The 21,088-nt window shown below is 70.2% G+C and carries 16 protein-coding genes; 5 read left to right on the top strand and 11 right to left on the bottom strand.

Annotated elements, in window-relative coordinates; translation table 11 throughout:
* Positions 1 to 4: 4 nt before the first annotated feature.
* From AB0436_RS21275 to AB0436_RS21260, 4 genes are all read right to left on the bottom strand, one after another.
* Entirely contained in the window at positions 5 to 1,528 is a 1,524-nt protein-coding gene (locus tag AB0436_RS21275) for an amino acid permease (protein WP_366469473.1), read from the bottom strand.
* The gene (locus AB0436_RS21270; protein ID WP_366469472.1) at positions 1,525 to 3,081 is read right to left on the bottom strand and encodes a GMC oxidoreductase; all 1,557 of its coding nucleotides are present in this window, start codon (positions 3,079 to 3,081) and stop codon (positions 1,525 to 1,527) included. Before AB0436_RS21270 ends, AB0436_RS21275 begins: the two co-directional genes overlap by 4 nt.
* A gap of 1 nt (position 3,082) precedes the next feature.
* The gene (locus AB0436_RS21265; RefSeq protein ID WP_366469471.1) at positions 3,083 to 4,549 is read right to left on the bottom strand and encodes an aldehyde dehydrogenase family protein; all 1,467 of its coding nucleotides are present in this window, start codon (positions 4,547 to 4,549) and stop codon (positions 3,083 to 3,085) included.
* Positions 4,550 to 4,734: 185 nt separating this feature from the next.
* Positions 4,735 to 5,982: an LCP family protein gene (locus tag AB0436_RS21260; RefSeq protein WP_366469470.1), complete on the bottom strand. Its 1,248-nt coding sequence runs from the start codon at positions 5,980 to 5,982 to the stop codon at positions 4,735 to 4,737.
* 116 nt (positions 5,983 to 6,098) lie between these two features.
* Here AB0436_RS21260 and AB0436_RS21255 point away from each other — a divergent pair, with 116 nt between their 5' ends.
* Complete coding sequence (locus AB0436_RS21255; protein ID WP_366469469.1) at positions 6,099 to 6,623, top strand: acyl-CoA thioesterase; 525 nt, start codon at positions 6,099 to 6,101, stop codon at positions 6,621 to 6,623.
* A 37-nt stretch (positions 6,624 to 6,660) separates the two neighbouring features.
* Here the strand turns inward: AB0436_RS21255 and AB0436_RS21250 are convergent, their stop codons facing one another.
* Positions 6,661 to 8,148, bottom strand: a complete 1,488-nt coding sequence (locus tag AB0436_RS21250; protein ID WP_366469468.1) for an LCP family protein — start codon at positions 8,146 to 8,148, stop codon at positions 6,661 to 6,663.
* A 124-nt stretch (positions 8,149 to 8,272) separates the two neighbouring features.
* Between AB0436_RS21250 and AB0436_RS21245 the strand changes: the two genes are divergently transcribed.
* Entirely contained in the window at positions 8,273 to 9,286 is a 1,014-nt protein-coding gene (locus AB0436_RS21245; protein WP_366469467.1) for a glycosyltransferase family 2 protein, read from the top strand.
* An 8-nt stretch (positions 9,287 to 9,294) separates the two neighbouring features.
* On the opposite strand, the gene AB0436_RS21240 is transcribed toward AB0436_RS21245, so the two are convergent.
* The 4 genes from AB0436_RS21240 to AB0436_RS21225 all read right to left on the bottom strand — a co-directional run bounded on the left by AB0436_RS21240 (position 9,295) and on the right by AB0436_RS21225 (position 15,119).
* Positions 9,295 to 10,938 (bottom strand): LCP family protein, encoded by a 1,644-nt coding sequence (locus tag AB0436_RS21240; RefSeq protein ID WP_366469466.1) that lies wholly within the window; start codon positions 10,936 to 10,938, stop codon positions 9,295 to 9,297.
* A 47-nt stretch (positions 10,939 to 10,985) separates the two neighbouring features.
* Positions 10,986 to 12,749: an LCP family protein gene (locus AB0436_RS21235; RefSeq protein ID WP_366469465.1), complete on the bottom strand. Its 1,764-nt coding sequence runs from the start codon at positions 12,747 to 12,749 to the stop codon at positions 10,986 to 10,988.
* A 230-nt stretch (positions 12,750 to 12,979) separates the two neighbouring features.
* Positions 12,980 to 14,185: an LCP family protein gene (locus tag AB0436_RS21230; protein ID WP_366469464.1), complete on the bottom strand. Its 1,206-nt coding sequence runs from the start codon at positions 14,183 to 14,185 to the stop codon at positions 12,980 to 12,982.
* Positions 14,186 to 14,366: 181 nt separating this feature from the next.
* On the bottom strand, positions 14,367 to 15,119 hold the full coding sequence (locus AB0436_RS21225; protein ID WP_366469463.1) for a TIGR03089 family protein: 753 nt from the start codon (positions 15,117 to 15,119) through the stop codon (positions 14,367 to 14,369).
* Positions 15,120 to 15,245: 126 nt separating this feature from the next.
* On the opposite strand from AB0436_RS21225, the gene AB0436_RS21220 reads away from it, so the two are divergent.
* The 3 genes from AB0436_RS21220 (at position 15,246) to AB0436_RS21210 (ending at position 18,700) form a co-directional block, all read left to right on the top strand.
* A complete protein-coding gene (locus tag AB0436_RS21220; protein WP_366469462.1) occupies positions 15,246 to 16,604 on the top strand; it encodes a peptidoglycan recognition protein in 1,359 nt (452 codons plus the stop codon).
* Positions 16,605 to 16,707: 103 nt separating this feature from the next.
* Entirely contained in the window at positions 16,708 to 17,790 is a 1,083-nt protein-coding gene (locus AB0436_RS21215) for an NDP-sugar synthase (RefSeq protein ID WP_366469461.1), read from the top strand.
* A gap of 10 nt (positions 17,791 to 17,800) precedes the next feature.
* Positions 17,801 to 18,700 (top strand): DNA-3-methyladenine glycosylase 2 family protein, encoded by a 900-nt coding sequence (locus AB0436_RS21210; protein WP_366469460.1) that lies wholly within the window; start codon positions 17,801 to 17,803, stop codon positions 18,698 to 18,700.
* Between the two features lie 100 nt (positions 18,701 to 18,800).
* On the opposite strand, the gene AB0436_RS21205 is transcribed toward AB0436_RS21210, so the two are convergent.
* The gene (locus tag AB0436_RS21205; protein WP_366469459.1) at positions 18,801 to 20,093 is read right to left on the bottom strand and encodes a coenzyme F420-0:L-glutamate ligase; all 1,293 of its coding nucleotides are present in this window, start codon (positions 20,091 to 20,093) and stop codon (positions 18,801 to 18,803) included.
* Positions 20,090 to 21,046 carry a 2-phospho-L-lactate transferase gene (gene cofD, locus AB0436_RS21200; protein WP_366469458.1) on the bottom strand — a complete coding sequence of 319 codons (957 nt, stop codon included), beginning with the start codon at positions 21,044 to 21,046 and terminating at the stop codon, positions 20,090 to 20,092. Before cofD ends, AB0436_RS21205 begins: the two co-directional genes overlap by 4 nt.
* Between the last annotated feature and the right edge of the window lie 42 nt (positions 21,047 to 21,088).

Below are 21,088 nucleotides of genomic sequence, written 5' to 3'. Positions count from 1 at the left end.
GACCTCAGGAGGTCGGGGCCGCTCGGTCCGCAGTCGTCCGGTCCGGGATGGCGCTGCCCGCCGGGGCGTCACTGCGGCCGTAGTGGTGGGTGGTGAACATGTACAGGAGCCCCACGATCAGGACCACTCCGCCGCACAACAGGACGATCCAGTTGTCGTACCACGGGGCCTCGGGGGTGCGGGCCCAGGAGATGTTGACGATGGCGAAGATGCCGTAGGCCAGCGCCGCCACGTTGACCGGCAGGCCCCAGCGCCCCATCCGGAACTCCCCGGCCGGCTGCCAGCCCTTGAGCCGGGCCCGCAACGAGGCCAGCACGACCATCTGGAAGGACGTGTAGATGCCGAGAATGGCGAACGAGACGATCTTGGTGAGGGCGTCCTCCGAGAACAGCGAACCCAGCGCGATCAGGGCGGGGATGACCGCCGCCAGCAGCAGGGCGAACTCCGGTACGGCACGGGCCTTGGAGAAGCGGCGCAGCAACCGGTGGCCGACGATCATCTCGTCGCGAGCGTAGGAGTAGATGAGGCGCCCGGCCGCGGCCTGCAGGCTGATGGTGCAGGACAGGAACGAGATGAGGACGACGGCCATGACCAGCCTGGCCCCCGCCTCTCCGAGCGCGTCGAAGAGCACGCGCACCACCGGGTCGGTGTCCTTGCCGGAGATGACGGCCCGGTAGTCGGTGACGGACAGCAGCAGGCTCAGGCAGGTGAACGTGGCCGCGGCGCCGCCGACGTAGATGGTGCGGCGCATCGCGCGGGGGATGACGCGCCCGGGGTGGTTGACCTCCTCGGCGGTGTCGCCGCACGCCTCGAAACCGTAGTACTGGTAGAAGCCGATGATGGCGGCGGCCAGGAACACCGGCGTGTACGAGCCGCCGCCGGAGGTCCCGAAGTCGTCGACGATGACGCCGATGCCGTGCTCGCGGTGGGTGGACAGCAGGTAGACGCCGACGATGAGGGCGCCGATCAGCTCGGCGCTGAAGCCGATGATGGCGGCCATGGACAGGGCTTTGGTACCGGCCCAGTTGACCAGCGCGGCGATGAAGATGAGGACGATGGTGCACAGCACGGTCGTGTGCACGGTCGGCCGGAAACCGATGAGGATGGCGATGTACGGGCCGGCGCCGTACGCCACGCTGGTGATCGTGACGAGCAGCGCCCACATGTACATCCAGCCCGTCATCCACGCCCAGCGTTTGCCCCACAGGCGGCGCGCCCAGGGGTAGACGCCGCCGGCGATGGGGAACTGGGCGACGACCTCGCCGAAGACGAGGGTGACGAGGAACTGTCCGGCGCCGGCCATCAGGAACGCCCAGATCATCGGCGGTCCGCCGGTGGCCAGCGCGGTGGCGAAGAGGGTGTAGGTGCTCACCACGGGCGAGAGGTAGGTGAAGCCGAGCGCGAAGTTGGCCCAGGGCCCCATGTCCTTGCGGAACTCGGACTGCTCCGCCCCGGCGGCCCCGCTGTTTCCGCCGTGCCCGCCGGGCTCCTCCGCCGCGCCGCCGGTCTGCGGCAGCCCGGACGTCATCGGCGTTCCGTTCCGGTGGGCGCGGGACCGTCCCGGCCGGTCAGCAGGTCCGCCGCGCGTTCGGCGGCCAGCAGCACGGTGACCATCGGGTTGATCGCCGGCATGGTCGGGAAGAGCGAGGCGTCGACCACCCGCAGCCCGTCCTGGCCGCGCACCCGCAACTGCGGGTCGAGCACGGCCGTCGGATCGTCCTCGGCGCCCATCCGGCAGGTGCCGGCCGGGTGGTACACGGTGTGCGCGGCCCGGCGCCCGTATTCCGAGAGCTCCCGGTCGGTCCGTACGTCCGGGCCGGGCGCGACCTCGCGTCGCAGCCAGTGCCGCAGCGGTTCCGTGGCCGCCACCTCGCGGGCCAGCCGCAGCCCGTCGACGATGGTGCGCTCGTCGTGGCCTTCCGGGTCGGTGAAGTACCGGAAGTCCAGGGCGGGTTTGTCGCCCGGGTCGGCACTGCGCAGCCACAGCCGCCCGACCGAACGGGCCTTGGGCACGTTGGGCGTCATGCAGACGCCGTGGTCCGGCGTCGGGTAACCGAGCCGGGCCGTGTTGACGGTGAACGGCACCTGGTAGAAGTGGAACATCAGGTCGGGCCGCGACAGGGCCGGGTCCCGTCGTACGAACAGTCCGGCATCGGAGTCCATGGCCGAGTTCGGCGGCAACGGCCCGTCGGTCTCCCACACGATGACCGACTCGGGATGGTCCAGCAGGTTCTCGCCCACGCCGGGCAGATCGGCCAGTACGTCGATGCCGAGGGCGCGCAGCTGGTCGGCGGGGCCGATGCCGGACAGCAGCAGCAGCCGGGGCGTGTCGATCGCCCCGGCACACAACAGCGTCTCGCGCTCGGACCGGAGGGTGGCGGTGCTGCCGTCGGCGTGACGCACCTGGACGCGGGTGAGGCGACCGGAGGCGTCCGGCAGCAGGCGGTACGCCCAGGTCTCCAGCTTCAGCGTGAGGTTCGGCCGGTCGAGCACGGGGTGCAGGTAGGCGACGGACGCCGAGGAGCGGTGGCCGGTGGCCGGGTCGTAGGCGACCGAGAAGAAGCCCGCGCCGTCCGCGAACGGGCGGCGGTTGAAGTCCTCGACGACGGGCACGCCCAGCGCTTCGGCGGCAGCGGTCACGAAGTCCTGGGCGATCGGGTTCCGGTCCTGCTCCGCGACCGGGACGATGTGGTTCCGCAACCGCTGCCGGTAGGGCAGCACGGTGTGGGCGTCCCAGCCCGTGCAGCCGCGCAGTGCCCACTCGTCGAGGTCTTCGGGGAACGGCAGGAAGCTGATGAGCGTGTTGTGCGAGGAGCAGCCGCCCAGCACCCGGGCCCGGGAGTGCAGGATGTGCGAGTTGCCGCGCGGCTGCTCCTCGGTGGTGTAGCCGTAGTCGAACTCGGAGTCGAGCAGGTTGATCCAGTTGCGCAGCGCCAGGATGCGCTCGTCCCCGACGTCGCTGGGGCCGCCCTCCACGACGCACACCCGGCAGTCCGGATCCTCGGTCAGCCGGGCCGCCAGTACACAGCCGGCTGTTCCGCCGCCGACGATGACGTAGTCGTATCCGCTCTCGTCACTCATGTCAGCCCTTGAACCAGCCGGACGGCGCGGGGCGCAGATTCTGGTAGATGTGCTTCGCTTCCTGGTACTCGCGCAGACCCGTCGGCCCGAGCTCCCGTCCGATGCCGGAGCGGCCGAATCCGCCCCACTCGGCCTGTGGCACGTAGGGATGGAAGTCGTTGATCCAGACCGTGCCGTGCCGCAGCCGGATCGCGACGCGCTGGGCGCGGCTCGCGTCGCTGGTCCACACGCCGCCGGCCAGCCCGTAACGGGTGTCGTTGGCCAGCTCGACGGCCTCCTCCTCGGTGCGGAACCGCTCCACGGTGACCACCGGGCCGAACACCTCCTCCTGCACGATGCGCATGGACCGGTCGCAGTCGGCGTAGATCGTGGGGAGCAGGAAGTACCCGCGGGCCAGTTCTGGATCGTCGGGACGGCGCCCGCCGGTGACCAGCCGCGCCCCTTCGGCATCGGCGATCTGCAGGTAGCTCTCCACCTTCTCGCGGTGCGCGGCGGAGCTGAGCGGGCCGCTCTCGGTCTGCGGGTCCAAGCCGTTGCCGAGCCGGATGGCCTGCGCGCGGGCGGCCAGCCGCTCCACGAAGCGGTCGTGGACGGTGTCCTGGACGATGAGCCGGGAGCCGGCCGAGCAGACCTGCCCGGAGTGCAGGAAAGCGGCGTCCAGCGCGTAGTCGACGGCGGCGGCGAAGTCGGCGTCCTCGAAGACGATGTTGGGGTTCTTGCCGCCGAGTTCGAGTGCGATGTTCTTCACATCGGGCGCCGCGGCCTCCATGATCCGGCGCCCGGTCGCCAGTCCGCCGGTGAAGGAGACCAAATCCACCTCCGGGTGCGCGGACAGGGCGGCACCGACGGTGGCGCCGGGCCCCAGCACCAGGTTGGCCACACCGGGCGGTGCGCCGGCCTCCTCGATGAGCCGGATCATGGCGATGGTGCTGAGCGGCGTGGTCTCGCTGGGCTTGAGGACGAATGTGTTGCCCGCCGCGAGCGCCGGCGCCACCTTCCACGAGGCCTGCAGCATCGGGTAGTTCCAGGGTGCGATCAGCGCGCACACGCCGACCGGCTGGTGGACGACCCGGCTGAAGACATCGGGGCCCACGTCCACGACGCGACCGCCGTCCTTGTCGGCGATCTCGGCGAAGTAGCGGAAGGCGTTCGCCACGTCCTCGACATCGATCCGCGCCTCGGTCAGGGTCTTGCCGGTGTCCAGGGTCTCGGTGCGGGCGATCTCCTCCTGGTCGCGCAGCAGCAGATCGTGCACGCGGTGCAACAGGTCGGCGCGGTGGCGGGTCGGCGAGCCGGACCAGTCACCGCGCTCGAAGGCACGTTTCGCCGCCCGTACGGCGCGGTCGACGTCGCTCGCGTCGGCTTCCTCGACGGAGGTGATGACGGAGGCATCGAACGGGTTGATCACGTCCCGTCGGCCACCTGCCGCCGCCCGGACCCACTCGCCGTCGATGTACAGCTGAGTCACCGCCTGCTCCCTCACCTCGCGTGGCACCCGCGGGACGGCCGGCCCGCGGCCCGTGCGCAGTCCGGCGGCCCGTAGCCCGTACGGGGACCAACTTGGTGCAGGGCGGGGCCGGCGGGCGCGGGGCACACCGCAGGGACGGCAGGCGAGGCGGCTACGTGACCGGGACGGCCTAACGGCGGAGCGAGTCAGTTACCCGACACGGTCACCTTGTCGTCGTTCTGCAGCTCCTGCACCAGCTGCTTGACCTTGGCCTGGTCCCAGACCAGGTTGCCACCGGTGGAGCCGGAGACCGGCATGTTCATCTGCTTGCCGTCGCCGCCCGAGACGCCCTTCATGGCCCAGAACATGGACGCCAGGTTCCACAGGCTCATGTCCTTGTCCACGATCAGGGTGTCCAGGCCCGCGCCCATCACCGGGTAGAGCTTGAAGGGGTTCAGGACCGTGGAGGGGGTGGCGGTCTGGCCGGCCAGGGCTGCCAGGAACTTCTGCTGGTTCTTGGTGCGCTGCAGGTCACTGGCGGCGAAGGCGTGGCGGGTGCGGACGAAGGCGAGGGCCTGCTGGCCGTTGAGGGTCTGCTTGCCCGACTTGAAGTCGGCGCCCGAGTACTTGTCCTTGAAGCCCTGCGGGAGGTTCATCTCCACGCCGCCGACCGCGTCCACGATGCTCGCGAAGCCGTCGAAGCCGATCTCCGCGTAGTGGTCGATGTGCAGGCCGGTGTTGAACTCGATGGTGCGCACCAGCAGCTCCGGGCCGTCCTCGGCGTAGGCGGCGTTCAGCTTGGTGTGCTTGCCGGTGCCCGGGTAGGTCTTGCCGGACTCCGAGCCCTTGAAGGTCGGTATCTCGACGTTCGAGTCGCGGGGCAGCGAGACCATCGTGTTCCCGTTGTCACCGACATGCAGGATGATCATGGAGTCGGTGCGCTTGCCCTCGGCGGAGCCGGTGTGCAGCTTCTTCTTGTCGGCCGCGGACATGCCTTCGCGGCTGTCCGAACCGACGATCAGGTAGTTCGTGCCCTTGCCGGTGGCGGGGCGGTCGATCACCTTCGAGAGGTCGACCTCACGGCGGAGCTTGCCGTCGGCCCAGAAGTACGTGCCGATGGAGACGCCGAGGATGGCGACGACCAGGACCAGCGCGCCGACCCTGATGCGACGGCCCCAGTTCGGAGCGGCGCCGGGGCGCTCGCCGGAGCGGGGGCCCGGGATGCGGGGGCCGCCGGGACGGCCGGGGCCTCTCCGGCCGTCCTGGCCGTAGACCTGGCCGGTGTTGTAGCCGCTGTCGTACGGGGCGTCGTAGCCGTCGTCGTATCCCTGGGCGGGCGGCGGTACCCGGCGCTGCCCCTGAGCAGGGGGTGTCCGCGGCACCTGCCGCATGACCCGAGCGCCCTCGGGTCGCGCACTCTCGCTGCCGCGTCCGTAACGGTCCCTGTCATTCATACGGACCAGTGTGCAGTCACCCGGTGTGCTCATCACAGGGCGGGTGAGGGATCGGGGCAGGGCTGTTGCGAAGCTGATGCAAAATGGCGGTGGCGGGACCCGCATAAGCTGCACGTATGACAGATCTTCCGGGCAAGCCCACCTCGGCCTCCCGTACCACCTTGAGCCACATCATGACGGGCACGGACACCAACCTCCTCGGTACGGTGCACGGAGGCGTCATCATGAAACTGGTGGACGACGCGGCCGGTGCCGTGGCAGGCCGGCACTCCGGCGGGCCCGCGGTCACCGCCTCGATGGACGAGATGGTCTTCCTGGAGCCGGTGCGCGTCGGTGACCTGGTGCACGTGAAGGCCCAGGTGAACTGGACGGGCCGGTCATCGATGGAGGTCGGGGTCCGGGTCCTGGCCGAGCGGTGGAACGAATCGTCGCCGGCGCAGCAGGTCGGCAGCGCCTACCTGGTCTTCGCCGCGGTCGACGCGGACGGCAAGCCTCGGGTGGTACCGCCGGTGCTCCCGGAGACCGAGCGGGACAAGCGCCGCTACCAGGAGGCCCAGATCCGGCGTACGCACCGGCTCGCCAGGCGGCGCGCGATCAAGGAACTCCGTGAGCAGCGGGTCGCCGACGGGATCGACGACTGACCCGCGAGCCGGCTACCGCACCCACGCCGGACCGGACCTAGTGGCAGACCACCTCGTCGCCCTTCACCGCGTCGAACTTGTCCGGCGCCGGCTCGTCCGCCCGGACCTGGGTCACCGAGTCGAAGTCCGACCCGATAGTCACCTTGATCGTCCCGCCGATGCCGTTCACCGCCCGTAGTTCGGCGCCCGGCAGCGCCGCGGCCACCGACTTCACCGAGCGGTCCCAGCGCGGATCGTACTCGATGACGGTGTGCGGAACCTGCTGCTCAGCGGCCGCGCTCGTGGTGGCGGCGGTCGTGTGGGCCGGGCTCGTGGTGACGGTGGTCGGGGAGGCGGGGGCCGGGGCGATGGGGGCGACCGAGGCGAGGAAACCGGTGTCGTGCAGCTCCTGGACGGCGCGGGTGGCCAGGCCGTCCTTCGTGGTTCCGTTGGTCACCTGCACCAGGATCTGGTCCGGTGGCACGTCGACCCGGGCGGCCTGCCGCTGCTTCGGCAGCGGAGCCGCGATCGGCCGGTCCTCGCGCAGCGCCGCGAAGAGCTTCTCGGCCTTCGGGGTGTCCCATTTCACGGTGGAGCCGAGACCCTTGACCGGGAAGCTCGCCTTGCCGACCGGCACCGACGAGAACTCGGACGATGCCGGGGTGAAACCGCGCATGGCCTGGCCCAGTGCGAGCATCTCGTCGGTGCCGAAGCTCTTGTCCGCACGGACCGAGTCGAAGATCGTGGACGCCACCTCGCGGAACTTGACCGGGTTCAGCAGCACGCCGCTGCTGGTCGCCCTGGCGATCAGCGATGCGAGGAAGCGCTGCTGGCGCTGCATTCTGGCGAGGTCGGACGCGGCGTCGAGGTGCCGGGAGCGTACGTACTGCAGGGCCTCGCCGCCGTCGAGCCTGGTGGTGCCGACCGGCAGGTCGAGGCCGGTGTACGAGTCCTTCAGCGGGTGGGTGGTGCAGACGTCGACCCCGCCGAGCACATCCACCGTCTTCATGAAACTGGTGAAGTCGACCTCCAGATAGTGGTCGATCTTCACATGGGTCAGCTGCTCCACGGTCCGCACAGTGAGCCCGGGGCCGCCCTCCGCATAGGCCGCGTTGAGCTTGATCGGGTGGGCGGCGCGTTCCTTCCCGGTGGCCGGGTCGGTCCGGGCGGGCACCACGGCGTAACTGTCCCGCGGCAGGCTCACCACGCTCACCCGTGACCGGTCGGCGGAGACGTGCACGATCATGATCGTGTCGGTGCAGTGACAGGGGGCGCCGCCGAGGTGGTACTTCGCCTTCTCGGCCGGCGTGATCTCGTCCCGGCCGTCGGTGCCGACGAGCAGCACGTTCATGCCGCGGCCGCCGGCCGGGCGGTTCTTCATGTCGTGGAAGGGATCGACCCGGCCGATGTCGTCGAGCTGGCTGACCACCGCGTGGCCGACGCCGCCGGCACCCAGCACCAGGACGGACATCGCGGTGGCCATCCGCGTGCCCCAGCGGGGCCGTGCTTTCCGCCTGCTGCGGCGGGGTGGGGGCACGGGGGACATGGGGGCACCTCCGCGGAAGTCGGGCAGGGGACGCGAGCACCGTAGGCCGCTGTGATCAACGTCCCGGGGAAGCGACCCGGGCGCCGCGCCCGGTGTCCCTCGTTCGCGGTAACGTGACCTCCCTATGAACGCCACGCCCGCTGTTTCTGTGATCATGCCGGTCCTCAACGAGGAGCGGCATCTGCGCAACTCGGTCCGCCACATCCTGGAGCAGGAGTACGACGGCGAGATGGAGGTGGTGATCGCCATCGGCCCGTCGTCGGACCGCACCGAGGAGATCGCCGCCGAGCTGGTGCGTGAAGACCCCCGGGTGCACACCGTCGCCAACCCCACCGGCCGCACCCCGGCCGCGCTGAACGCCGCGATCAAGGCGTCCCGGCACCCCGTGGTGGTGCGGGTCGACGGTCACGGCATGCTGTCGCCGAACTACATCGCCACCGCGGTCCGGCTGCTGGCGGAGACCGGCGCGATGAACGTCGGCGGCATCATGCACGCCGAGGGTGAGAACGCCTGGGAGGAAGCGGTCGCCGCGGCGATGACCTCCAAGGTCGGCGTCGGCAACGCCGCGTTCCACACCGGTGGGCAGGCGGGTCCGGCCGAGACCGTGTACCTGGGCGTATTCCGGCGGGAGGCGCTGGAGCAGCAGGGCGGCTACAACGAGGAGTTCATCCGCGCCCAGGACTGGGAGCTGAACTTCCGGATCCGTGACGCGGGCGGCCTGATCTGGTTCTCGCCCGAGCTGCGCGTCCAGTACCGGCCCCGGCCGTCCGTCCGGGCACTCGCCAAGCAGTACAAGGACTACGGCCGCTGGCGTCATGTCGTCGCCCGCTACCACGAGGGTTCGATCAACCTCCGTTACCTCGCGCCGCCGGCCGCGGTCTGCGCGATCGCCGCGGGCGTCGTGGTCGGCGCGGCCGTCACGCCGTGGGCGTTCCTGGTGCCGGCCGGCTACGTCGCGGCCATCGTGGCGGGATCGCTGCCGGCCGGCAAGGGCCTGTCGCTGAAGGCGCGGGCGCAGATCCCGGTGGCCCTGGCCACCATGCACATGTGCTGGGGCTTCGGCTTCCTGACCAGCCCCAAGGCACTTGCCCGGAAGGTCATCGCCAGCCGCCGCCCGGCGGTGCGGGCGACGGCCTGACGATCACGTCACCAGGTGTACGCCGGGTCTACGTGCATGCACTGGGTCTTGTCGTCCCCATGGATCACGTCGGCCGTATCCGGGGTCTTGCCGTCGTCGTCGGCGGCGGACTTGTAGATCGTGTCGGTGCGCCAGTCGCTGCCCACCACGACGGTGACCCCGGATACGTCGGTGGATTTCTTCACCGAGCTCAGCGGCACCCCGATGGCCTGAGCCACGGACTGGGCGTCACCCTCGAGGTCGGCGCCGGGGAAGAGGATCTCGGTCGTCTTCTGCGGGTCCTGCCGGGTGTCGGAGGCGGCCCGGGTGAAGCCCTGGCCGCGGAGCAGGGTGGCGACGTCCGTCGCACGGTGGCTGGTCGGCATTGCCCCGTCCCCGCCGGTGCCGTTCCGCACGGTGATGCCGATCTCGTCCTTGGCGGCCGCCGGATCGTCCGAGAGCTTCGGGGTCTTCTTCTTCGACGCCTTGCCGTCCAGCGGTGTGTCGTCGCGGACCATCGCGAACAGCTTGTCCGCGTCGCCCGCCTTGGGATCGACCTTCTGACTGAACCCGGGCCGGGTGGAGTTCACATTCGGCATGGTGGTCATGGTGATCCGGGACGTGGGGACCTTCTGCAACTCGCCGGCCAGATCGTAGAGCTTCTTGGGGGTGCCGATACCGGTGTCGACGGTGACCGCCTTGGTGGCCGCATCGGCCAGGTCCATCAGCTTACCGGGATCGGTGAGCTTGGCGCCCTTGCGCAACTGCCGGACCATCGAGTTCATGTACTGGTGCTGGGCCCTGGTGCGTACGACGTCGGTGTCGGGCCAGAATCCGTACCGGGTCCGCAGCCACTGCAGCGCCTGCTGGCCCTTGACCGACGTGGTGCCGCGCTTCAGCTTCAGTCCCGAGCCGTGACCGTCGTGGGTGTGCGAGTACACGTTGGCGTCCACACAGACCGGCACCCCGCCGATGGCGTCCGCCATGGAGACTACCCCGGAGAAATCGATCTTCATGAAGTGGTCGATGTGGATGCCGGTGAGCTGTTCCCAGGTGGCGACGGTGCAGCCGGGGCCACCGCGGCCGAGGGACTCGTTGGCCAGCGTCCACCCGGTCGCGGGGTAGGTCTTGCCCTGCGGATCGGTGCACTTGGGAATCTTCAGCACGGTGTCGCGCGGCAGGCTCACCACCGACATGTTGCTGCGGTCGGCCGAAACGTGCAGCAGCATCTGCACATCCGCCAGCGGGGCGGCGCCGAAAGTGTTCTTGGCGCCGCCGAGCTCCTGGTTCTCCTTGGAGTCCCGCGCGTCCGAGCCGATGAGCAGGATGTTGAGCGGCGTCTGACCCGCCGCGTTCGCCTTCGTCTTGGGGACCTGGTGGTCCCCGAGGTTGAGCGCGTCCTTCTGCAGATTGCCGTTGAGATGGCGGTAGTAGAGATAACCGGCGCCTGCGGTGCCGATGATCACCAGGGACACGACGGCCGCCACCCAGCGAAGTATTCGGCGTTTCCCGCGTTTGCCGCGCCGACGGCCTCCGCCGTGCCGACGACCCCCGCCGCCCCCCGTGCGCGGTCCGGGCCCGGCGGCGCCGCGTTGCCCGGGCAGGCCGCCGGGCCGGGCGGTGTCCGGAACGCTTGGTCGCGTCCCCTCCCTCCGTGCGCTGCTCTGTGCCACCGGTCCCCCCTGCTATTCAGGTATCTCCATGCCCCGGTGACTTGGCGTCACTTGGCGCACACGGATTTGTCGGCATGTGTTTGCGGGATGTCCTTCGGCGCCTTCGTCGGAGCGGCGATCGGTGTTCCCGCTGCCTGGAAGTCGGCTCCCAGGATGAGAGTCATCGGAGTGAGACCGACCGCGTCCTTGGTGCCCGGCTTCATCGCCGTCGCGGGCAGCCCCATCATGTCGGCGAGCTTGCGGGCCTGGTCGGCCTGGTTCGGCGCGTACTTCAGGATGGTCTTCTTGAGATCCGGTTTGTAGTTCCCGCCGTTTTCGGACTTGAGTACGCCCTCGGTGTTCTGCAGCCAGTTCAGTGTGGTCTGCGCGGAGCCCGCGACGGCGCCGCCGTTGAGCACCTTGACCCGGACGTCGGACGCCGCGGCCTGGGTGCCCTTGAGGAGTGCCTCCTGCTTGCTCTTGGCCGCGCTCGCCTTCTGTTTGACCTCGGTGAGCGAGACGTCGTCATGCATCATCGAGAACAGCGGGTCGGCCAGGGTGGGGTTGATGACCACCGTCGCGTGGACCTTCTCCGCCGGGTTGTCGAGGACCGGCAGCGTCGCGAACGTGACGTTCTTCGGATTGACCTTCTTGAGGTCCAGCGCCAGTGCCTTGAGCTTGCTGATGCTGCCTATCTGTTTGTCGACGGTGAGCGCCTTGGTCGCCGCGTCCGCCAGCTTGTACAGCTTGGTGGGGCTGGTGAGCATGTCGCTCGACGTCATCTTCCGGATCAGCGAGGAGAGGAACTGCTGCTGCACCTTGATGCGGTCGAGGTCACCCTGGTTGCCGAAGCTGTGCCGGGTCCGTACGAACGCGAGCGCCTGCTCACCCTTCACCACGGACTTGCCCGCGGGCAGTTTGAGGTGCGATTCCTTGTCGTCGACGGGGTGGGCCACGCAGACCTCGACTCCGCCCACCGCCGTGCTCAGCGTCTTGATGGCGTTGAAGTCGGCCATCATGAAGTGATCGACGGTGAGACCGGTTATTTTCTTCACCGTCGCCATGGTGCAGCCGGGGTCCCGGCCGTCCTGGCCGAGGCTGGTGTTGAAGCGGACCTGCTGGGTGCCCGGGATGGTCCTGATGCTGCCGTCGGGCTGCTTCGTCTGGCAGTCCGGGATGTCGGTGATCAGGTCACGCGGGATGGACAGCGCGGTGGCGTTGGTGCGGTCCTTGGAGACGTGGAACAGGATGTTGGTGTCGGCGTGACCGACGCTGCCCTTGTCCCCGTAGCCCTCGTTGCCCTTGCCGGTGCGCTTGTCCGTACCGATCAGCAGGATGTTGACGGCCTGGTTGGCGGTCGAGCCGTTGGTGCCGCCGACCACGTCGACGGTCTTGATGTTGCCCTGGAAGTGCTCGTAGAGGAGATACGCCCCGACCGAGCCGCTGACGAGGACGAAGGCCATCACCCCGCCGGTCCAGATCAGCGCCTTCTGCTTCCGCGACTTCTGCGGCTTGCGCTTGCGGCGGCCGGGCTGCGGCGGGCCGTGCAGAGCCTCCTGGCCGGTACCGGCCCGCCGGCTGCGCTGCGCCGGCACATCACGGCGCGAGGGCTGCTGCGGCGCTGTCCGGCGCGACTGGCGGCCGGCCTGCCGGGGTGGCGTGTCTCTGCGAGGGGTGGATGCGGAAGCCGACCCGGAATCCCGGTTCCCCGCGCCTCCCGATTGCTGACCGGAAGGGTTCAGTCGCAGTTCGTAATTGCCGGTATTCGGGTTGAGCACCCATTGGTCTGCGGGATCGATATCGTCCGCCCGCCCACGGCTATGCGCGTCCACGGTTGCCTGTGTCCTCCGTCGGTGCCACGCGAGGCGCCCTCCCCCCCGGGCGCTCGGTCATTCGTTCCTGCGTTCCTGCAGTGCGCGACCACTTGGCCGGATGCACCGGATCGCGTCACACTATCTGCCCACTTCGACCTCGAGCGACGTGCGGGACACATTCCCCGTCCCTTACAACTGGGCATACCACCCAATCCACATGCGTCACAGATCCCCCCTTGAGAATTGTTTTACCCGCAGGCCCCCGCTGCGGCGTCGGTGCCCTTGAAAGTGGGCTGGGGGCTGGCTGTCTTCTTCTCCTTTCCTTCCGCCCCGCTGTCCGGCGAGGTGCTCGCGGAGGCGTTGGCACGGCCGTGACTGATCACTATCGGAGTGTCGTCGCGCAGTAGCTGGAAAAGCTTCTTCGCGGCCGGCTGCTTGAGCTGGTCCCGGTTCGGGTCGTAGGTGTACGGCTCCCGCGGCACGGTCAGGAATTTGACGTTCTGCGTCGGGATGTCACGAATCCGTCGCGTCAGGTCGTACAGGTCCTTGAGCGTGTCCAGTCCCGGGTCCGTGGTGAGCGACTTGGTCGCCGCGTCGAGCACCGGGTAGAGCCGGGTCGGATTGAGCAGCACACCGTTGCTCTGCACCTTCTTCACCAGCGACCCGAGGAACTGCTGCTGGCGGTCCATGCGTTCGGTGTCGCTGCCGTTGCCGATGGAGTGCCTGGCGCGGACGTAACCCAGGGCCTGCTCACCGTTCAGCGTCTGGCGGCCGGCCGGGAGCTTCAGGTGCGCGTCCTTGTCGTCGACCGGCTTCTTGAGACAGACCTGGACCCCGTCGACGGCGTCCACCATGCCCTTGAACCCCTCGAAGTCGATCACCATGTAGTGGTCTATGCGGATGCCCGTCATCTTCTCGACCGTGCGCACGGTGCACGCCGTGCCACCGAACTCGAACGCCCAGTTGAACTGCGCGAATTGCTGTTTGGTGCGGGTCCCGTCCGGCTTGGCGCAGCTGGGGACGGTGGTCATCAGGTCGCGGGGGATCGAGACAGCCGCCGCGTTCTGCTTGTCCGCCGACAGGTGCAGCACGATCGTGGTGTCGGAGCGCTGCGTCCCCGAATCCCTGCCGTACTTCTTGTTGTCGCCCGAACGCGAGTCGGAGCCGATCAGCAGAATGTTCTCCGCGCCGGCGGCGACCGGCGTCGGGCGCTCCTTCTCGTAGGCCCGCAGCTCCGCCGTCGCGGCATTGTCCGTCCTGATGTTGCGGTCGAGCTTGTGGTAGAACCACCAGCCGGTGCCCGCGGTGGCGAGGACCACGACCGAGACGCCGAGCGCGGTCCAGCGCAGCCAGTGCCGCTTCCGTCCGACGGGGGGCACGCCGGGTGCCGCCGGGTCTGCTTCCGGCGCATCCGTCTGCCGCTCGTCGTCGGGCTTGTCGGCACTGTCCGTCACGTCTGCGTCCATTCACGGAGTAGGCGAAGCGCTGGGCCGCCGGTCGAACGGATAGACGACTGAACCCCGCGCTTGGTTGTGCTCTCTCCCGATCATGTACCTGTGAGTGTGTGTCTCCTTGAGGACTCGGCACGCTTGGGCCGGACGAGTGGCGTTTCCACCGCCGGGTTTCCCGTTGTGGCTACGCCACGGAGTGCGTGACCCGCTCGCTCTCGGCGCGCTTCGCCAGGCCGTCCGGCGCGAGCTCCGCCAGGTTGCGGCAGAGCACCACGGAGGCGCCCGCCGCCAGCGGAGCGAAGAGCCCGGCGGACAGGCCGTCCCAGCTGTCGTACGGACGGCCCGACAGGAGCCGCGCGCCCGGGGTGAGTCCGAGCGCGGCCGCGTCTTCGCGGGCCCGCCCGACCAGTTCGGCGCCGGACAGCCGGAGTCCGCCGACCGTGAGCGCGGCTGCGTCCGGGTCCACCGGGGCGTATGGAGCGAAGCGGTCGCCCTGGGCGGGCACCTCCACCGCGTAATCGGCGAACCCGGCCGGCGTCTGCGGGAAGCGGCCGCCCAGCGGGCGCAGCGCCAACGCGACCCGCTCCCCGCCGCAGGCCCGCGCCCGGTCCAGCGTGTCGGGGCCGCTCACCACCACATCGGCCTGCGCCGGATCGCCGCCGACCTCCGCGACCACACCCACGGACGAACAGGCGAGCAGCCAGACGGCGCTCTGCCAGTGCGCCGGGAGCAGTAGCGCGAGCCGGTCGCCCGGCCCGGCGGCGAGCTCGCCCTGGAGCAGATTCGAGGTCTTGGCCACCCAATTGGCGAAGGTCGCGACGGACAGTTCGACGCGCTCGCCGGTGGCGTCGTCGTAGAAGGTGACCAGGGGGCGGGCCGGGTCTGCGGCGAGTGCGGATCGCAGCAGGTCGGCGGGGGTGCGGTCGCTGGAAGTCATCTGCGCAAGGGTACGCGGCGAGGCAGGCCGGGGAGTGCCTTGCGGGCGGATCGCTCGCCGGAACGGCCGATGGGTCGTCAGTTCGTGGATGGACAGATTTATCTGACTATGACAAGGATTGCTGGTATGCGTCCACTTATGTCCTCTGCTGTCCTGTCCGTCTCGATCACCGTGGCGTCCGCCGCGCTGGCCCTGCCGATCGCCGCACCGGCCGGCGCTGCGACATCGGCCGCCAGGGTGTCCGCAGCCGGGGTCCCCGGCTCCACGCAGTCGCTGCGACTCACCCCCCTCGCCTCGTCCGATCGTTCGCCGACGCCCACCGTCGGGCTCCCTGCACGGTCCGTCAAACCGTTCTCGCTGGTCGGCGTGGTCTGGGACGACCCGAAGGCCGCGCTCGACGGCACCGCCCAGGTTAGGACCCGGCCGGTGGGCTCCAGCACCTGGACCGGCTGGCAGAACATCGAGATGCACAACGACGACCACGCGGCCGACCCCGGCACCGCGGAGGCCGACGCCCCCACCGTGCACGGCTCCACCCCCCCGCTGTGGGTGGGCCCTTCCAACGGTGTGCAGCTACGGGTCCAGCAGCACAAGCCGACGTCCGCACGGGCCGCGGTGGCCCCGCTTCCGCGCGGGCTGCACCTGGACCTCGTCGATCCCGGGCCCGACCCCGCACCGGAGAGCGCCGCCGATGTCCCGGCGGCCGGCAGCGCGGCCCGCGCGAGCTCCGAGGCGAACGCCGGGCTCGCGCCGCTCGGCGCGAACAGGATCCCGGCGCTCAGCAAGGAGGCCACCGAGAAGGCGCTGAACGACGCCACGAAGACCACCCCCGCCCCGGGCACCATGGGCACCTCACACACCACCGGCTTCAAGGCCTCGTTCATCGGACCCCGCCCCGGCATCATCACCCGAAAGGGCTGGGGCGCCGACGAGAGCATCAGAGAAGACGGCTTCCTCTACACCAACACGGTCAAGGCCGCCTTCATCCACCACACCGCGACCGGCAACAACTACACCTGCGAGCAGGCACCCTCACTTCTGCGGGGTATCTACCGCTACCACGTGAAGAGCAACGGCTGGCGGGACATCGGCTACAACTTCGCGATCGACAAGTGCGGCAACATCTACGAAGGCCGCGCGGGCGGGGTGGCCAAGCCGGTGATGGGTGCCCACACGCTCGGCTTCAACACCGACACCACCGGCATCGCGGTCCTCGGCACCTTCTCCACCGCCGACCCGCCCAAGGCCGTGACGGACGCTCTGGCCAAGCTCACCGCCTGGAAGCTCGGACTGACGGGCGCCAACCCGGACGGCAGGACCACCCTGACCTCGGGCGGCGGCAACCGCTACGCGAAGGGCAGCAAGGTCGGCCTCAACGTGATCTCCGGACACCGCGACGGGTTCGCGACCGAATGCCCGGGAGCGCGTCTCTACAGCGAACTCGGCGAGATCCGCACCGCGGCCGCCCGAGCACAGGGCCGCTGACCACGACCGCGATCCGCACCTCTGCCCGCAACGGCCCTGTCCCCTCTGCATACACTGGCCAGCCCGTGAACGGCCGACCCCAGCAGGAAGCAGAGACGTCAAGGTGACAGAAGCGATACTCCTGGTCGGCGGCAAGGGCACGCGGCTGCGCCCGCTCACGGTCAACACCCCCAAACCGATGGTTCCGGCGGCGGGAGTCCCCTTCCTCACCCATCAGTTGGCGCGGGCCCGCGCCGCCGGAATCGACCACATCGTGCTGGCCACCTCGTATCTCGCGGAGGTCTTCGAGCCGTACTTCGGTGACGGGTCCTCACTGGGCCTGCACCTGGAGTACGTCACCGAGGACGAACCCCTGGGCACCGGCGGGGCCATCCGCAATGTCGCCTCGCGGCTGCACTCCGGCCCTGACGAGCCGGTGCTGATCTTCAACGGGGACATACTCACCGGCCTGGACATCGGCGCCCTGGTCGCCACCCACGAGACATCCGGCGCCGACGTCTCGCTCCATCTCACCCGGGTCGAGGATCCCCGCGCTTTCGGCCTGGTGCCGACCGACAGCACCGGCCGGGTGACGGCCTTCCTGGAGAAGCCGCAGACCCCGGAGGAGATCGTCACCGACCAGATCAACGCCGGCGCCTATGTGTTCCGGCGCTCGGTCATCGACACCATCCCCACCGGCCGACCGGTCTCGGTGGAACGCGAGACGTTCCCCGATCTGCTGCTCACCGGCGCCCACCTCCAGGGCATGGTCGACTCGACGTACTGGCTCGACCTCGGCACCCCGCAGGCCTTCGTCCGGGGCTCCGCCGACCTGGTACTGGGCCGGGCGCCGTCCCCCGCGGTGGCGGGCCGCTGCGGTGACCGGCTGGTGCTGGACACCGCGTCGGTCGCCGTCGACGCCAAACTCACCGGCGGCACCGTGATCGGCGCCGGCGCGGTGATCGGCCCGGGCGCCCGGATCGACGGCAGCACGGTGCTGGACGGCGCGGTCGTCGAGGCCGGCGCGGTGGTGGCCGACTCGCTGATCGGCGCCGGGGCGCGGATCGGGGCCCGTACGGTGCTGTCCGGTGCGGTCATCGGGGACGGCGCGCGGGTGGGCGCCGACAACGAGCTGCGCGCGGGGGTCCGGATCTGGTGCGAGGCGGTCCTGCCGGACGCGTGCGTGCGTTTCTCGTCGGACCAGTAGCCTCTACCGGGTGGCAGGACGTTTCATCGCGAGGCGCGGCCCCGCCGACCTCGCACTGGTCCTCGGGGTGCTCCGTCGTGGCCAGGGGGACCCCACCTTCCGGATGACCCCGGACGGTGCCGTCTGGCGTGCCAGCCTTACCCCCGAGGGCCCCGGCACGCTGCGGGTCGCGGACGACGGGGCGGAGGCCTGGGGCCCCGGTGCGGACTGGCTGCTCGAACAACTCCCCGCCCTTCTGGGGGACTTGGACGACCACGCCGAGTTCGTGCCGCGGCACAGGCTGCTCGCCGACGTACACCGCCGGCACCCGGATCTCCGGCTCTGCCGCACCGGTCTGGTACTGGAATCGCTGATCCCGTCGATCCTCGAGCAGAAGGTCACGGTGAACGAGGCGTACCGGGCCTGGCGCCTCCTGGTCCGGACATTCGGCACCCCGGCGCCCGGCCCCGCACCCGAGCACATGCACGTCATGCCGGACCCGCGGACCTGGTCGCTCATCCCGTCCTGGGAGTGGCACCGCGCGGGCGTCGACAACAAGCGCGCATCGACCGTCCTGCGAGCGGTACGGGTCGCCCGCCGCCTGGAGGAAGCCGCCGCGATGCCGCTGGCCGAGGCGGCCCGCCGCCTGGAACTCATTCCCGGCATCGGCCCCTGGACCTCCGCGGAAACCCTCCAGCGATCCATCGGCGCACCCGACGCGGTGACCGTCGGCGACCTGCATCTCCCCGGCATCGTCGGTTACGCGCTCACGGGCCGCCGGGGTGTGGACGACGCGGGGATGCTGGAGCTGCTGGAGCCGTACGCCGAGTCCGGGCAGCGGCATCGGGCCGTGCGGTTCATTCTGCTGACGGGGCGGGTGCCGGGGCGGCGCGTGCCCAAGATGCCACGGGTGGACATCGCGCGGCTGTGACTCCCGGGGCTCCGCCCCAGGCCCCGCTCCTCAAGCGCCGGAGAGGCTGGATGCCGCCGGCCATAAGTGGATGCACCGCATCAACGCGGGCCCGCACCCATCACCGCACCACGACAAACGCCTCCGCGTCCCGCGCCCCCCGGGCAGGAGCCGCGGCGGCCGGGTGGCCCACCGACACCGCCCCCATCGGCTCCCACTCGGCCGGCAACGACAGCACATCCCGTACGACGTCCCGGCAGAACATCGTCGAGGACACCCACGCCGACCCCAGCCGCTCACCGGCGAGCGCCACCAGGAAGTTCTGCACACCCGCTCCCGTCGCGACGACGAACATCTCGCGCTCCGCCGCATCGCGCCGGGCGTGCCCGTAGGTGTGGGAGCCGTCCATCACCATGCACGGCACCACCAGGTACGGCGCCCGCCGCAGCACATCGCCGCGGCGCACCCGCTTGGCGATCGACTCCTCCGACTTGCCGTCGCTCCGCAGATCCGCGATCCAGGCGTCCCGCATCGCGTCGAGCAACCGGGTGCGGGCCTCGGCGGACTCCAGCAGGACGAAGCGCCACGGGGTGGTGTGGTGCGGCGCGGGAGCGGTGACGGCCGCGGCGACCGCGCGGCGTACCGCACCGGGGTCCACCGGTTCGTCGGTGAAATCACGGACCGTGCGTCGCTGGGTGACCGCCTCACGTACCGCCTCCGAGGTACCGAGCCGGAACATGTCGTCGGCGGCGACCCGGACCATCGCGGCGGCGCCCTCGTCCGTGGGAGCGACGACGTGGGGGAGACCGCGGACCACCGCGACCGGAAGGCCCTCCGCCTTGCCCTTCACCAGGTCGCCCGCCGCGGCGAGCTCATCGGCGGTGGCGACGACCGTGGCGCTGAGCGGATTGCCGTGCGCATCCGTGCCGCCGCGCAGGTCGTCGAGCACCCGCACCCCGGCGGCCCCGATCGCCACATCGGTGAGTCCGTTGCGCCACGGCCGCCCGAAGGTGTCCGTGACGACGACGCCCACGTCCACGCCCAGGGTGTCCCGCAGCCCCTCGCGGATCGCCCGCGCCGAGCGGTCGGAGTCCTCGGGCAGCAGCAGTACGGTGCCGGCAGGGGTGTTCGACGCGTCGACGCCGGCGGCGGCCATCACCAGGCCCTGCCGGTTCTCGACGATGCGGAGGGTGCCGCGGCGGGCCACCACGCGTACCGTCTCGGCGTCGATGGCCTCCTCGCGGTCCGTCGCGCTGACGATCCGGCCCTCGGCCTTCGAGACGATCTTCGAGGTGACGAGTACGACATCGCCGTCGACGAGTCCGGGTGACGTGCCGGCGATCAGCTTGGCGAGGTCGTCACCCGGCTGCACCTCGGGGAGCCCCGGCAGGGCCCAGACGCGGTAGGAGGTCACACCCGTACCTCTTCCGCCAGCGCGAGCGCCTCGCGGGCCATCGCCGCCGTGGCCTCCAGGTCGGACATCATCAGCGGTACGGCCCGGCACCGGATCCCCGCTTCCTCGACCCGGCCGGCGGCGGATGCGTCGACGGTGTCGACGAGCCAGCCGTCCAGCAGGCCCGAGCCGTAGTGCTCGGCGACCGCGGCTGCGGTGGACTCGACGCCGACCGCCGCGAGTACCTTGTCGGCCATCCCGCGCACGGGTGCGCCCCCGACGATCGGCGAGAGCCCGACGACGGGCACGCCCGCATCGGCGATCGCCTCACGGATGCCGGGCACCGCGAGGATGGTGCCGACCGACACGACCGGGTTGGACGGCGGGAAGAGCACGACGTCGGCGGATGCGATGGCCTCGAGCACCCCGGGCGCCGGCTTGGCCTGGTCGGCGCCGACCGGGACCACGGCATGCGCCTCGACCGAGGCGCGCAGCCGCACCCAGTACTCCTGGAAGTGCACCGCCTTGCGCTCGCCGTCCACGTCGACCGCGACATGGGTCTCGACGCGGTCGTCCGACATGGGGATGAGCCGGACGCCGGGCTGCCAGCGCTCGCACAGTGCCTCGGTCACCGCGCTGAGCGGGTAGCCGGCACTCAGCATCTGGGTGCGCACGATGTGCGTCGCGAAATCGCGGTCACCGAGGCCGAACCACTCGGGTCCGACTCCGTAGGCGGCGAGTTCCTCCTTCATGGCGAAGGACTCGTCGGTACGTCCCCAGCCCTGCTCCTCGTTGATGCCACCGCCGAGGGTGTACATCACCGTGTCGAGGTCGGGGCAGACCTTCAGCCCGAACAGATGGATGTCGTCACCGGTGTTACCGATGACGGTGATGTCCGCGTCGGGCGCGGCCTGCTTGAGGCCACGCAGAAACCGAGCACCACCGATACCGCCGGCCAGAACCACAATGCGCATGCAGACAGTGTGTCAGGCGAAGCCTGATTCCTTGAGGGGTGG

The organism is Streptomyces sp. NPDC051322, assembly GCF_040689485.1.
Taxonomy (GTDB): Bacteria; Actinomycetota; Actinomycetes; order Streptomycetales; family Streptomycetaceae; genus Streptomyces.
Note: the sequence above shows the minus strand (reverse complement) of the source record. Positions and strands in the feature narration are given on the sequence as shown.